The organism is Acinetobacter sp. CIP-A165, from assembly GCF_000367985.1.
GTDB lineage: Bacteria > Pseudomonadota > Gammaproteobacteria > Pseudomonadales > Moraxellaceae > Acinetobacter.
Genome location: NZ_KB849202.1, coordinates 398,519 through 411,950 on the forward strand (window position 1 = coordinate 398,519; position 13,432 = coordinate 411,950).

Consider the following 13,432-nt stretch of genomic DNA (forward strand, 5'->3'; position numbering starts at 1 on the left):
CGAAAAAAAAATAAGAGCCAAGAATGTTATCTACTGTTAATGAAACGCTGTTTATATCTATCTAAGTGGTTGTTTTTGATCGTTTGAATGTTTTTTTAACACAGTATACGATATATTTATAGGTGTTATTTTTATTAAAAATATCAATAAATAACAATAATTTAGTGTTTATGCATTTCTTGAGAATTATTATTGATAAAATGAATTATGCTCATTCAAAATTTACATAAACAAGCTTTCATTTGTTGCTTTTGTACACAAAAATACAGCTATTAACAGCCTTAAGTTTGATCTTTATGCATCCAAATTTACGTCCACTCTCTATTATATATAATCAAAAATCTGGATTTCATGCCGCACAACAAGATGAAGAATATGAGCGTCTCATGACATTTTGGACTCAATATGGTTTTGAAATTCAGGTCTTTGAGCTAAATCAAACAGTTGATTTTGATGAAATGATGGCAGCTATTTTAGTGAGACATCAACAGGCTGATGATTGCGGAGTGGTGATTGCCGCAGGCGGAGACGGGACTTTAAATGCGGTTGCAAAGCGCTTGATGCATACTGACATCCCAATGGGAATCATACCGCTAGGTACGTTTAACTACGTTGCTCGAGCGTTAAATATTCCGATTGATGTTCAACAAGCAGCGGAAGTGATTGCGACAGGAAAGGTACATGATGTGCATGTTGCGACTATAAATGATCAGATTTACTTGAATAATGCCAGTCTAGGTTTATATCCGTTATTTATTAAGAAACGTGAGTTGTACAACAAACGATTTGGGCGATTTCCTTTGCATGCCTATACATCGGGGTTGGATGTGCTGCTCCGAGAGCATAAATCTTTAAAATTGGCTGTGACCGTCGATGGACAAAAACACCCAGTGAGTACGCCGCTGATTTTCTTTGGAAATAATCAGCTACAACTCAGTGATTTGAAACTTAGAATCGCGGAATGTGCAGCCAATGGCAAACTTGCTGGGGTCGTGGTGGCGAAAAGTGATCGATTTAGTTTGTTAAAAATGTTGTTGAAGTTAATTCAAGGAAAAATTGATCAAGCCTCTGATGTATATACCTTTTGCGCTGAGCAGATACAGGTGGGTTGTAAAAAGACCACAATAACGGTAGCAGTAGATGGAGAGTTAATGGAAATGCAAACACCATTAAACTTCGCTGTTAAAAAATCGGCTTTAAAAGTGATGGTTCCAAATGTTGTTACATCTGTCTGATTTGCATTTTGGTACTGAGCGCGAAGCGTGTATGAGCGCGATTAAACTGTTTTGTCAGCAACATCACCCTGAAGCAATTGTGGTGAGTGGTGATTTGACACAACGTGCTCGTCTTAAACAGTTTTATGCGTGTCGTCAGTTTCTAGATGGTCTATCGATTCCTTATTTGGTGGTGCCGGGCAATCATGATATTCCGCTGTATCATGTTTGGAATCGCTTCTTTTCTCCTTTTCTACGCTATCAAATGTTTTTTGGTGATCTGGAAACGACTTTAGAAACGGAGCATTTCTATATTGTTGGAATAAATAGCATTCGCAGGCGCTATCATACGCGCGGTCATATTTCTTTTGATCAGATCAATGAAACCCATGAAAAATTAAAAAATGCAGCATCAGATAAAATCAAGCTAGGTGTTTTTCATCAACCTTTTTATACATTTCCAGATGATCATGGCGGCAAAGATTGTCCTGTGCTTGGAAAAGTAGCATTACAAAAGTGGGGCGAAACGGGATTGTTTGGTTTATTGCATGGGCATTTACATAAGGTTGCAGTGCATGATTTAAATCAAATCTTCCATTTGGGATTTGATCATCCTATTTTGGATATTCATGCAGGAACAGCGATATCGAATCGGTTACGTTTTGGTTTGCCGAATAGTTTTAATGTGATTTTAGCGGATGGTGTGATTGAACATTATTGGTTTGATGAACAAAAAAAGCAGTTCGAAAAGCATGAAAAAGCGACGATTTTAAACAGCAATGATGATGATGTCTGAAAAAGCATCAAAAAGTAGAATATTTTTTGTTTTTCCCCTTGAAGCCTTTTTTTTTAACCCCACAAAAGTGGCATATCAAAATTTTGTTTATTGCTACTGGAGTAGCAGTACAAATTAATCAAAAAGACTAAGTCTGATGGAGTTAATTATGAGCAACATTCGTCCATTACATGATCGCGTTGTGATTCGTCGCGTAGAAGAAGAAACCAAAACTGCTGGTGGTATTTTATTGCCAGGTTCTGCGGCTGAAAAACCATTACAAGGTGAAGTAATTGCAGTTGGTAACGGTCAAATCACAGATAGCGGTGTACGTGCTTTGGATGTCAAAGTTGGTGACAAAGTATTGTTTGGTGCATATGCAGGTACAACCGTTAAAGTGAGTGGTGAAGAACTCTTGATTATGAAAGAGTCAGATATCTTAGCTGTGCTAGAAGGCTAATCGACACATAACTCATTTTATTATCAGATTAAGTATTTAAAAAGATTCGGAGTTTAATATGTCAGCTAAAGACGTAAAATTTGGTGATTCAGCTCGCTCAAAAATGATCGCAGGCGTAAATATCCTTGCAGATGCAGTAAAAGTAACTTTAGGTCCTAAAGGCCGTAACGTTGTGATTGACCGTTCTTTCGGTGCGCCACACATCACTAAAGATGGTGTGACTGTTGCGAAAGAAATTTCACTTAAAGACAAGTTTGAAAACATGGGTGCTCAACTTGTTCGTGAAGTTTCAAGCAAAACAAACGACATCGCTGGTGACGGTACTACGACTGCAACTGTACTTGCTCAAGCAATCTTAAATGAAGGGATCAAATCTGTAACTGCAGGTATGAACCCAATGGATTTGAAACGTGGTATCGACATCGCAGTGAAAACTGTAGTTGAAAATATCCGTGCCAATGCAAAACCTGCTGATGATTTTAAAGCGATTGAACAAGTGGGTTCAATCTCTGCAAACTCTGACACGACTGTTGGTAAGTTGATTGCGCAAGCAATGGAAAAAGTAGGTAAAGAAGGCGTTATCACTGTAGAAGAAGGTTCTGGCTTCGAAGACTCTTTAGACGTTGTAGAGGGTATGCAGTTTGATCGTGGTTATATCTCTCCATATTTTGCGAACAAACAAGAAACTTTAACGGCTGAACTTGAAAATCCTTTCATTCTTCTTGTTGATAAAAAAATCAGCAACATCCGTGAATTGATTACGGTATTAGAAGCGGTTGCTAAAACAGGTAAGCCACTTTTAATTATCGCTGAAGATGTTGAAGGCGAAGCGCTTGCTACACTTGTTGTAAACAACATGCGCGGTATCATTAAAGTATGTGCGGTTAAAGCGCCTGGCTTTGGTGACCGTCGTAAAGCAATGCTTCAAGACATCGCGATCTTGACGGGAGCGACTGTAATTTCTGAAGAAGTGGGTATGTCTTTAGAACAAGCTTCTCTTCAAGACTTAGGTACTGCGCATAAAATCACTGTATCTAAAGAAAATACTGTGATCGTTGATGGTGCTGGTAATGCAGCTCAGATCTCTGAACGTGTGCAACAAATCCGTGGTCAAATCGAAGAATCTAGTTCTGAATATGACAAAGAAAAACTTCAAGAACGCGTTGCTAAATTAGCAGGCGGTGTTGCCGTAATTAAAATCGGCGCTGCGACTGAAGTTGCAATGAAAGAGAAAAAAGACCGCGTAGATGACGCACTTCATGCAACGCGTGCTGCGGTTGAAGAAGGTGTTGTTGCGGGTGGTGGTGTTGCACTGGTACGTGCTGTCAATGCCCTTGAAAATCTGAAAGGTGCAAATGACGATCAAACAGCGGGGATCAATATCTTACGTCGTGCGATTGAAGCGCCACTTCGTCAAATCGTTGCCAACTCAGGTGATGAGCCATCGGTTGTCATCAATGCAGTAAAAGCAGGTGAAGGTAACTTTGGTTATAACGCTGCAACTGGCGAATATGGCGACATGTTAGAAATGGGTATTCTTGACCCTGCGAAAGTAACGCGTTCTGCACTTGAGCACGCAGCTTCTGTTGCTGGTTTGATGTTAACAACAGAATGTATGATTACTGATCTTCCTGAAGATAAACCATCTGCTCCTGATATGGGCGGTATGGGTGGTATGGGCGGCATGATGTAATTACATCTTCGTCTAGATCAAAAAATCCCTGCAAATGCAGGGATTTTTTATGTCTGAAATTTATGATTTTATATCTAAATACCATCACGGAGTAATGCTCAGCATTTTGATGAGAAAATCGAGATTTGATTTGTCAATTTCCTCTATGCTAAGGATAATAAGTGCAGACTCATTGATGGAAAGCGCTGCATGAAAATTATCGCAGATGAAAATTTGGCATTTACCGATTATTTCTTTGCGGAATTTGCAGAAATACAGCATAGAGCAGGCCGTACATTGACGTATCAGGATGTACAAGATGCAGATGCACTATTGGTACGATCGGTTACTAAAGTCGATCAGGCTTTGATTGATCAAACTAAGATTCAATTTGTTGGTAGTGCAACCATTGGAACAGATCATCTCGATATCCACGCTTTAGAACATCACAATATTGCTTGGAGTAATGCCGCAGGCTGTAATGCCCAAGCAGTTGCTGAATATGTGATTACTGCTTTATTACATTTAAACATCGAATTATTAGAAAAAGACAATCAATTTACTTTAGCGATTGTGGGCTTAGGCAACGTTGGGAGTAGACTTGCAGTGATGGCACAACTGCTGGGTTGGCGAGTGATCGGCTACGATCCGTATGTGCAACTTGATGGTATTGAAAATGTCTCTTTCAATGAACTTTTGAAACGTGCAGATGCGATTTCACTTCATGTGCCTTTAACGTTGTCAGGTGAATATCCAACCCAGCATTTATTTGATGATGCTGCCTTTTCTGCTATGAAAGCATCAGCGATCTTAATCAACAGTGCACGTGGTCCCGTGATTCAGCAATCCGCACTCATTACAGATATTGAGAAGACCAAACGTCAAGTGGTACTCGATGTATTTGAATTTGAACCTGAGATTTCTCAACAACTTTTAGAGATGCTGGCTTTAGCGACACCGCATATTGCAGGTTATAGTTTGGAAGGTAAGGCCAGAGGCACACAGATGATTTATGATGCTTTTTGCCAGAAATTCGGCTACACCGCATCGAAGCGATTTGAAAGTCAGTTACCGAGCGTTGAGCAATACTTTGATCAACAGGATTTAAAAGCGGTACTCAAACAGCACCTTACACAAATTTATAATATTGCTGAAGATGATGCGCAAATCAGAGCGTGTGTCCAAGATGGAAAGGTACAGCAGTCAGCATTTGATTTACTCCGTAAGAACTATCCATTGCGCCGCGAGTGGGCCGCACACGGAGGTCCAAAAGCATGAGTCAAAATATGAAAACTTATCAACCGACCTGTTCCATTGAAGCACTAAAAGCGCGTGCCGCAATGTATCAGAAGATTCGCCAGTTCTTTGCTGAGCGTGATGTCATGGAAGTAGAAACACCAATTTTATCTCAGGCAGGTGTAACCGATGTACATTTGGCATCGGTTCAGGTGCAGCGTCATATTCATGGAAAATTAAGCACCCAATACTTACAAACTTCTCCTGAGTTTCCCATGAAACGTTTGTTGGCGAGTGGTAGTGGTCCGATCTATCAAATCTGTAAAGTTTTCCGTGATGATGAACATGGTCGTAAGCACAACAGCGAATTTACCATGTTGGAATGGTATCGTCCTGCATTGGATTTAAAAGGTTTAATGCATGAAACAGCCGATTTGTTAGAAAGCTGTTTGGCACATCGTTTTGGGGAAATACGTCCTATTATTCTCAGTTATAAACATGCATTTCAGGATCGTTTAGAGATCAATCCATTACAAGCCTCGTTAAAGCAATTGAAAGATACCGCCAACAGAGTCGGACTGAATCTTGATTTGGGTAATGATCGTCTTGGCTATATGGATTTATTATTTTCGCATTTTGTAGAGCCAAGCTTAGGTTTTGATGCACCTGTATTTTTAACGGATTTTCCGCCTGAAATGGCATCATTGGCAAAAGTCAAAATAGATCAAGATGGTGAACTGGTTGCTGCACGCTTTGAGGTCTATATAGAGGGCTTAGAGCTGGCAAATGCTTATGATGAGTTGCTTGATGCTGATGTGTTGGCTTCACGTTTTGAAGCGGATAATATACAACGTGCTGAACAAGGTTTACCTGTAATTCCTACAGATCAGCATTTATTAGCCGCACTGTCAAAAATGCCTGAATGCTCAGGTATTGCTTTGGGAATAGACCGCTTACTGATGGTGGCGATGAATCAAGTTAAAATTGATCAAGTCATCGCCTTTCCAGCAGAAATTGCCTAGCTGCACAACAATAGATAACGTTAACAACGTCCTTTTTTAGCTTGGCCAGGGGGACAGAAGTCTCCTTTACCATGAGGATACCTGCGATCATAGTCATAACCTTCAGGGTCAATCACCACGCTACCCTGAGGGGTATGAACTGCACATCCAGAGAGGTTAAGGCAAAATAAAATGCTTAAGCTGAATAGGATTGTTTTCATATCCGCACATCCTGTGTATTTTGTATTCTTAAACTTTAAAGCTATCTCATCTTTTTTGCTAGTTGATTTTTTATACAGCCATATAGATTGATTAAAGCGAGCTGATGATGACACGAATGAAGTTGATCAGAGAAATGATAATAATATAGTCAGATCGGATTTAATTGTTATATTTAAAAAAAACAAGCCTCAGTTAGAGGCTTGTTTTTGTATTTTTTAAAAGGGTAGTTTGGTCAATTGATTGAGGAAATGAGGAACCACTCTTGGTTCTAAGATAATCGTAACCACAATCCCGTATGCTGCTCCCCACAAGTGGGCACTATGGTTGATATTGCTGTTACCACGTTTGCCTGACCAGACGCTATAAGCCACATATAAAATGGCAAAGATAATGGCTGGAACAGGAATAAAAAACACAAAAATTAAATTCCAAGGTTGGAATAAAATATAGGCAAATAAAACTGCAGAAACAGCGCCAGATGCGCCTAGACTTGCCCAATGCGTATCATTTCGATGCTTTAAGTAGCTCGGTAAAATCGCAAAAATTAATCCACCCAAATAAAACAGCACAAAGCCCATGTCATAAAAGAACTGACGGTAAAAACTTTCAATGATATTGCCGAAGAAAAACAGCGTGATCATATTGAAAAGTAAATGTGTGCCATCTGCATGAATGAAGCCATGGGAGATAAAACGATCATATTGCCCACGCTGCATCGCAGGCGGCCAAAAGATCAGACGGTTCATCACGCGAGAATTAGAGAAGGCCAGTAAAGAAATTGCTACTGTGATAATAATCAGCGTCACAGTATGGTTAAAAGGTAGATGTAACATAAACGTTTCGAATTTGATCAGTGTCTAGGCAATAATGCCATTAAAAAGCGAATTAACAATGATCTTGCATAGAATTCCTACAAAAATGGTTGATTTTTTTTAATTACCCTCCATCTTCGGTTAATATAACGACATCAGCTTGAGGATTAATGTTATGTCGACTGAGAACACCAACACTGCCGCAGCAGAACAAATTCCAAACCTTTTAATTACTCCCTCTGCACAAGAGTATTTGAGCGATTTATTAGAAAAGCAAAATACTCCAGGAATTGGCGTTCGTGTTTTTGTAGAGCATCCGGGTACGCCACGTGCTGAGTGCTGTATGGCTTACAGTGCGCCTGATGAGGTTGCACCAACCGATTACAAACAGGATTATCCAGATTTTCCTGCTTATGTAGATGCACCATCAATTCCGTATTTGGTCGATGCGGTGATTGACTACAACAAAGATCGTTTTGGTGGTCAATTGACTTTCCGTGCACCGAACTCAAAAGTTCCGCGTGTGGGGCCTGATGCATCTATTGAAGAACGTATTACCTATATCTTGCAATCTGAGATTAACCCAGGATTGGAAGGGCATGGCGGTAATTGTAGTTTGGTTGAAGTTAAAGATGACCCTGAACACGGCCTTACTGCGGTATTGAAATTTGGTGGTGGCTGTCAAGGTTGTTCAGCGATTGACGTGACCTTGAAACAGGGCGTTGAAACGACTTTACAACAGCATATCCCTGAATTAAAACGTGTGGTTGACCAGACCGATCATACGCAAGCAGAAGGTGCTTATTTTAAGTAATTAAACGCTAAAAGTAAGACCCAAATAGTCTCTTAAACGAGACTATTTTTTTTATCAAATTTAACTTTATTAATGATAGTAATTATCACTACTATTTACAATTATATCCAATATTGTTACCATGATACGTGAAATATCCACTTTTAAATCATATGTTAATTTATTGGAATTTATATGTCTAAACAGTCAGCTCTCTCATTGCTATCTATATCTGTTCTAATAGGGATGTGCTCAGTTGGGAATGCTTCAGCAAATGAAGCCGAAATAAAAACGAATAATAAAGATGAAAAATATAGTAATAATAATGCAACTCAACTGAGTACTATTGTCGTCACTGCGAGCGGGTTCGAGCAGGACATTAAAAAGGCTGCCGCGTCAATTTCCGTTCTCACACAAGAAGAAATCAATAAGAAAGCATATCGTGATGTGACAGATGCACTAAAAGATGTGCCAGGGGTTGTTGTAACTGGCGGTGGTAGCTCAAGCGATATTAGTATTCGTGGTATGGGCAGTGCTTATACGGTGATTATGGTCGATGGGAAAAAAATAAATACCCGTTCAGTTCGACCAAATAGCGATAACTCAGGGATTGAACAAGGTTGGTTACCAAACATTGGTGCGATTGAACGCATCGAAGTGATTCGAGGCCCGATGTCAGGTTTGTATGGTTCAGATGCAATGGGTGGCGTGATTAACATCATTACCAAAAAAAATGCCACGGAATGGACGGGATCAATCAAACTTGATACCACACTACAAGAGAACTCAAACTCAGGTAACTTATATCAGTCAAATGCATATATTTCAGGGCCGTTGATTGCCAATCTTTTATCATTTAAAGCCAATGGTTTATTTTCCCAACGTGATGAAGATGATATCTATGGTGGTTATAAGAAACAAAAAATGCGCGCAGGCGGTGCGGTATTTAGCTTAACACCGAATGATGATCACACCATTGATTTGGAATATCAACGCTCTATTCAAGCGCGTAACGCAACCGTGGGTAAAACGATTGAAAACAAACCAAATAAGCGCGGTGAGTACCCTACAGATTCACTCACTAATTATTACCGTACAGAATATAGCTTAACGCATCGCGGTCAAATTGGTGCTGTAGAAACAAATTCCTATATTCAGCGTGAAGAAAATGATAATCCATCACGCAATATGGAAGCGACCAACACCACATTTAATACAATCAATAAAATCAATTTTGATCGTCATAGCCTTAGTTTTGGCGGCATGTATTTAAAAGAAGAATTAGATGATCAAGGTAACCAATTGAGTGTGGGTGGTGCAAAACCTATTTCACATCTTGATCGTTATAGCTGGGCATTATTTGCTGAAAATGCGTGGAATATTGTTGATGACTTTACTTTAACCAGTTCAATTCGTTTGGATAAAGACGAAAAGTTTGGTGATCATTGGAGTCCAAAGGTTTATGGTGTTTGGGGCTTGAATGATAATTGGGTGATTAAAGGTGGTGTGTCGACGGGCTATAAAACACCAGCACTGCGTGCAACTGTTGCAGAATGGGGACAAGCTACAGGTGGAGGCCAAAGTAATGGCGTTATTGTCGGAAATCCTGATTTAAAACCTGAGAAAAGTGTGAACTATGAAGTTTCATTTAACTGGGACAATCTCGATAATCTAAATGCAGGTTTAACAATTTTTAACAGCGAATTTAAAGATAAAATTACTGAAGTAAGAACGTGTCAGGGAGATGCTGGGTCACGTGGCTGTGATTGGTTGGGCGAGAAGTTCGATTTTGTCAGTCTGCGTGAAAATGTGGATAAAGCCAATATGCGTGGTGCTGAAATGACTTTTGGTTGGCAAGTTTTGCCAAATGTGAACTTACGTGCCAATTATACCTTTACCGATACAGAACAAAAAAGCGGTATAAATAAAGGCAAACCGCTAAATGAAATGCCAAAACATATGTTCAATACCACCGCAGATTGGGAGATCAATGATCAGTTCTCAAGTTGGGGGCGAGTCAACTACCGCAGCAAAACCTCTGATTATTTAAGTCGCACTGAGATGGCAAAGGGTAAACCTGCCTATACGATGGTTGATGTTGGATTGAACTATAAACCAACACAAAATATCGCCTTTGCGGCGGGTGTTTACAATCTGTTTGATAAAGAGATTGATACAGAGACTTATAATTATGTACTCGATGGTCGCCGTTACAATCTTGGTGTGACGTATAGCTTCTAAGTTCGATATGGCGCAAACAAGGCGCATTAAGCGCCTTGTTTTTTGAATATTTCAGTCACATGTTCTGAATAATAAAACTTTTCTAAATAAGCACGAGCACGTTGTCTCAAATAACCCGTTTGAATGACGTGTCCTAGGATAGGTGCTAATAAGTTGCTTAATTCATTTTCAATTAAATTTTCGTCAATATTTAGATCACGTAATAATAGATCAAAAGTCCGTTCTTGGTTGCGTGCATACCATGCATAAACACCATCATGAACTTGTTGTTTTAAATAATCTGTTTGACGAATATGCTCCCAAATATCATGTCCCATGCCGACCGTTTTAGGTAAATCCTGTACTTCAACATAGTTCCGCAATACCGATAAAGGCATGACTTTAATTTTATGCCAAAGATTGGCTTGAAAGTGATAGAGTTTATCATCGTTAAAATGTTGATTTAAAACGCGCTCGCTCATTTGGCTGATTTTTAAAATATTTTTCTGCAAATAGTGACCAATGGTTTCATTGAGATTAGAGTCCGTCACTGTTTCCAAAACCGACTTGCCCATTTTCATAAAATGCCCGACACCTGGAACTCGTTTAGACATCACTGAATTATCTAAATAGTCTTGAATCGAGTGTTGGATCAGTTGCGTAATCAGTGCAGAAAAAGCAGGATTATTGACTATGGTTCGAATCAGACGTTGGCGATGACCACTTTTACTAGCAACGTATTGTGCAATCGAATCGATGGTTAATACAGGAATAACTTCTTCGATGGTTGTTTGGTCATTGAGTGGATGGATGAGCGCGAAACGGATGTGCTCAGTAATTTGCTCAACTAAAAATGAGCTTGCAGGAGTTGCTAAAATTTGTTTTTCAAGCAGTTCAAAAATCTGCGGAAAGGACCAAATATGCTGGAGTTGTTGTAAACGTAACCAATGATAGAACTGTTTAAACTCATGTTGAATGGTTTCTGTTTGTGCAAACTCCTGATCAAGAAAATCAAGTTGCGCATCGATCAGTTGTTCTATCATTGGATGTTTAGACATAAAATTTCAAATCACTTATTTAAATTTATGGCGATGGGGCAGTTGCAGGTTTTGCTGTTTGAATCTTGTTCAAGAAAGGCAAATATTGCTGCACCACCAATTGATCTGCTTCTAATATCGGCATGTGACCGACTTTATCCAAAATCACAGGAGGTTGGGCATTTTTCAATAGTGATTTGAGTTCAGATGCAACTTCTACATTGATAATCTTGTCTTGTTTTCCCCACAAAATTAGGGTGGGTGCGTCGATCGCTCTGGTTAACAAAGCAAATGAATCAGGCGTATACAATTTATTCAGCGCAATTACCTGTTCAATCATTTTCTTGGTTTGCTCGACTTGCCCAATCATCATTTGCTCTTGGGCTTGCGCAATTTCTTTTGGAATAAAAGGCGGAGCATACATGGCTTGTTGCATGAGGAAGTTAAAATCACCTTTTTTACTCACCACCATATTTCTAATTTGATTTGGATCTTTTAAATAAGGTGTTGTTGCTGTGCGATATACACCAGCTGCATTGACTAAGAATAAGCTCTTGGTCTCAAATGAATATTGACCTGCGTAGAGCATAGCGACAGAACCACCCAATGAATGACCAGCGATATGTGCTGGACCTGTGAGGTTCGCTGCTTCAATAAAACGGCGTAATTTTTCGGTGACATTCGGAACTGAATAATCAAATTCTTTCGGAACTTGGGTTTCACCACTGGCAGGTAGGTCTGGAATTATGACGTGATAGTTTGCGGTCAACGCCTGTGCAACTCGATTCCAGTTGTCTCGACTGCCTGCTAAACCATGAATTAAAACGATGATTGGTTTCCCTGCTTGACCGCCTTCGCTATAAGACCATGTGATATCACCTACTTTTAATGTTTTGCTTTGCAGGCCAGCCCATGCTCGTTCTTGTTGTAATAAATTTTGAAAACTCATCTCAATTTCAGCAGCTTGAGTTGTGCTTATTGCAACTGCTGATAGGCTGCAAGCCAGTAAGGCGGCAGTGAATGTCTTACGCAATGGCACCGAAAATAGGGTATTCATCTTTGCTCAGTCCTTGATCTATTCTTAAATCAATTGATTATTGAGGATGTTACTCGGGGAGTCATTTGCATAATCTACAGATGTATGGAAATTCTTGCCAATGAAATCATCATTTATCGGTCATTTTTATGATCAAAGGCGTGTCCTTTGTTCGATGAGTTTCTATTTTGGTCAGTGACTTTCAACCTTGCGCAGATTAAACTCTTTGCTCATGTTAATCATAGATGGATTGTACGCATGCTCACCGCGAAAGAAGCTTTAGAACGTTTAAAAATTGGTAATGCTCGCTTTGTGAAAGGAGAAGCCACCTCACAAAATCATCTGACTCACCAAGAACGCGCCGCATTGGCTGGGGAACAAAACCCCTTTGCGATTATTTTAGGTTGTTCAGATTCGCGTGTACCTGCTGAAATGGTGTTTGATCAGGGCTTAGGTGATTTATTTGTGATACGTGTAGCAGGCAATATTGTTGCGCCGTCACAAGTCGGCAGCGTCGAGTTTGCCGCTGAACGATATGATTGTGCAGTGGTTGTTGTTTTAGGGCATAGTCATTGTGGTGCGATCCAAGCAACAATTGATACGCTAAAGAATCCAGATCAACCGCCATCATCAAACCTGATGTCAATTGTGAATCGTGTACGTCCTTCGGTAGAAATTTTGATGCAAACTGAATTAAAAGATGATTTGAAAAAGTTATCTGCCCATGCAGTTCGTTCTAATGTTTTCGCATCGGTGAATCAGTTACGTCATGGTTCAAGTGTGTTGGAAAGTTTAATTGAGAAAGGCAAGATGATCGTTGTTGGGGCAGAGTATTCGCTTGAAACGGGTGAAGTGACGTTCTTTGATTTTTAAAATAATATAAATGGCTAACTTTCAAGTTAGCCATTTTTCTATTTAGGTTGTTTTTCACGCTGTTCATCAAAGCAGTGGTGG

At 39.7% G+C, this 13,432-nt stretch carries 13 protein-coding genes; 9 read left to right on the plus strand and 4 right to left on the minus strand.

Annotated elements, in window-relative coordinates; genetic code table 11:
* The first annotated feature begins 296 nt into the window (after positions 1-296).
* The 6 genes from F991_RS07465 (at position 297) to epmA (ending at position 6,379) form a co-directional block, all read left to right on the plus strand.
* A complete protein-coding gene (locus tag F991_RS07465) occupies positions 297-1,235 on the plus strand; it encodes a diacylglycerol/lipid kinase family protein (RefSeq protein ID WP_004670334.1) in 939 nt (312 codons plus the stop codon).
* Positions 1,216-2,010 carry a metallophosphoesterase family protein gene (locus tag F991_RS07470; RefSeq protein WP_004670337.1) on the plus strand — a complete coding sequence of 265 codons (795 nt, stop codon included), beginning with the start codon at positions 1,216-1,218 and terminating at the stop codon, positions 2,008-2,010. Before F991_RS07465 ends, F991_RS07470 begins: the two co-directional genes overlap by 20 nt.
* 148 nt (positions 2,011-2,158) lie before the next feature.
* On the plus strand, positions 2,159-2,449 hold the full coding sequence (locus F991_RS07475; protein WP_004670340.1) for a co-chaperone GroES: 291 nt from the start codon (positions 2,159-2,161) through the stop codon (positions 2,447-2,449).
* A 58-nt stretch (positions 2,450-2,507) separates the two neighbouring features.
* Complete coding sequence (groL, locus tag F991_RS07480; RefSeq protein ID WP_004670341.1) at positions 2,508-4,142, plus strand: chaperonin GroEL; 1,635 nt, start codon at positions 2,508-2,510, stop codon at positions 4,140-4,142.
* A 189-nt stretch (positions 4,143-4,331) separates the two neighbouring features.
* The gene (locus F991_RS07485) at positions 4,332-5,399 is read left to right on the plus strand and encodes a 4-phosphoerythronate dehydrogenase (protein ID WP_004670342.1); all 1,068 of its coding nucleotides are present in this window, start codon (positions 4,332-4,334) and stop codon (positions 5,397-5,399) included.
* Entirely contained in the window at positions 5,396-6,379 is a 984-nt protein-coding gene (gene epmA / locus F991_RS07490; protein ID WP_004670345.1) for an EF-P lysine aminoacylase EpmA, read from the plus strand. The genes F991_RS07485 and epmA overlap by 4 nt, the downstream gene beginning before the upstream one ends.
* A 20-nt stretch (positions 6,380-6,399) precedes the next feature.
* On the opposite strand, the gene F991_RS17835 is transcribed toward epmA, so the two are convergent.
* A complete protein-coding gene (locus F991_RS17835; protein ID WP_004670348.1) occupies positions 6,400-6,579 on the minus strand; it encodes a hypothetical protein in 180 nt (59 codons plus the stop codon).
* A 216-nt stretch (positions 6,580-6,795) separates the two neighbouring features.
* The gene (locus F991_RS07495) at positions 6,796-7,413 is read right to left on the minus strand and encodes a rhomboid family intramembrane serine protease (RefSeq protein ID WP_004670349.1); all 618 of its coding nucleotides are present in this window, start codon (positions 7,411-7,413) and stop codon (positions 6,796-6,798) included.
* Positions 7,414-7,567: 154 nt separating this feature from the next.
* On the opposite strand from F991_RS07495, the gene nfuA reads away from it, so the two are divergent.
* Together nfuA and F991_RS07505 are read left to right on the plus strand one after the other, a co-directional pair.
* Positions 7,568-8,206, plus strand: a complete 639-nt coding sequence (gene nfuA, locus F991_RS07500) for a Fe-S biogenesis protein NfuA (RefSeq protein WP_004670351.1) — start codon at positions 7,568-7,570, stop codon at positions 8,204-8,206.
* 174 nt (positions 8,207-8,380) lie between these two features.
* Positions 8,381-10,426 (plus strand): ligand-gated channel protein, encoded by a 2,046-nt coding sequence (locus F991_RS07505; protein ID WP_004670353.1) that lies wholly within the window; start codon positions 8,381-8,383, stop codon positions 10,424-10,426.
* 26 nt (positions 10,427-10,452) lie between these two features.
* Here F991_RS07505 and F991_RS07510 read toward each other — a convergent pair whose 3' ends face one another.
* On the minus strand, positions 10,453-11,463 hold the full coding sequence (locus tag F991_RS07510; RefSeq protein ID WP_004670356.1) for a hypothetical protein: 1,011 nt from the start codon (positions 11,461-11,463) through the stop codon (positions 10,453-10,455).
* A gap of 25 nt (positions 11,464-11,488) precedes the next feature.
* Positions 11,489-12,499, minus strand: coding sequence for an alpha/beta fold hydrolase (locus F991_RS07515; protein ID WP_004670358.1), 1,011 nt, complete (start codon positions 12,497-12,499; stop codon positions 11,489-11,491).
* Positions 12,500-12,736: 237 nt separating this feature from the next.
* Here F991_RS07515 and F991_RS07520 point away from each other — a divergent pair, with 237 nt between their 5' ends.
* Positions 12,737-13,351: a carbonic anhydrase gene (locus F991_RS07520; RefSeq protein ID WP_004670359.1), complete on the plus strand. Its 615-nt coding sequence runs from the start codon at positions 12,737-12,739 to the stop codon at positions 13,349-13,351.
* Positions 13,352-13,432 lie beyond the last annotated feature (81 nt).

Bases quoted from the DNA above. Each gene is read 5' to 3' on its own strand.
- F991_RS07465 (WP_004670334.1), top strand. From the start codon at position 297: ATGCATCCAAATTTACGTCCACTCTCTATTATATATAATCAAAAATCT.
- F991_RS07470 (WP_004670337.1), top strand. From the start codon at position 1,216: ATGTTGTTACATCTGTCTGATTTGCATTTTGGTACTGAGCGCGAAGCG.
- F991_RS07475 (WP_004670340.1), top strand. From the start codon at position 2,159: ATGAGCAACATTCGTCCATTACATGATCGCGTTGTGATTCGTCGCGTA.
- groL (WP_004670341.1), top strand. From the start codon at position 2,508: ATGTCAGCTAAAGACGTAAAATTTGGTGATTCAGCTCGCTCAAAAATG.
- F991_RS07485 (WP_004670342.1), top strand. From the start codon at position 4,332: ATGAAAATTATCGCAGATGAAAATTTGGCATTTACCGATTATTTCTTT.
- epmA (WP_004670345.1), top strand. From the start codon at position 5,396: ATGAGTCAAAATATGAAAACTTATCAACCGACCTGTTCCATTGAAGCA.
- F991_RS17835 (WP_004670348.1), bottom strand. From the start codon at position 6,579: ATGAAAACAATCCTATTCAGCTTAAGCATTTTATTTTGCCTTAACCTC.
- F991_RS07495 (WP_004670349.1), bottom strand. From the start codon at position 7,413: ATGTTACATCTACCTTTTAACCATACTGTGACGCTGATTATTATCACA.
- nfuA (WP_004670351.1), top strand. From the start codon at position 7,568: ATGTCGACTGAGAACACCAACACTGCCGCAGCAGAACAAATTCCAAAC.
- F991_RS07505 (WP_004670353.1), top strand. From the start codon at position 8,381: ATGTCTAAACAGTCAGCTCTCTCATTGCTATCTATATCTGTTCTAATA.
- F991_RS07510 (WP_004670356.1), bottom strand. From the start codon at position 11,463: ATGTCTAAACATCCAATGATAGAACAACTGATCGATGCGCAACTTGAT.
- F991_RS07515 (WP_004670358.1), bottom strand. From the start codon at position 12,499: ATGAATACCCTATTTTCGGTGCCATTGCGTAAGACATTCACTGCCGCC.
- F991_RS07520 (WP_004670359.1), top strand. From the start codon at position 12,737: ATGCTCACCGCGAAAGAAGCTTTAGAACGTTTAAAAATTGGTAATGCT.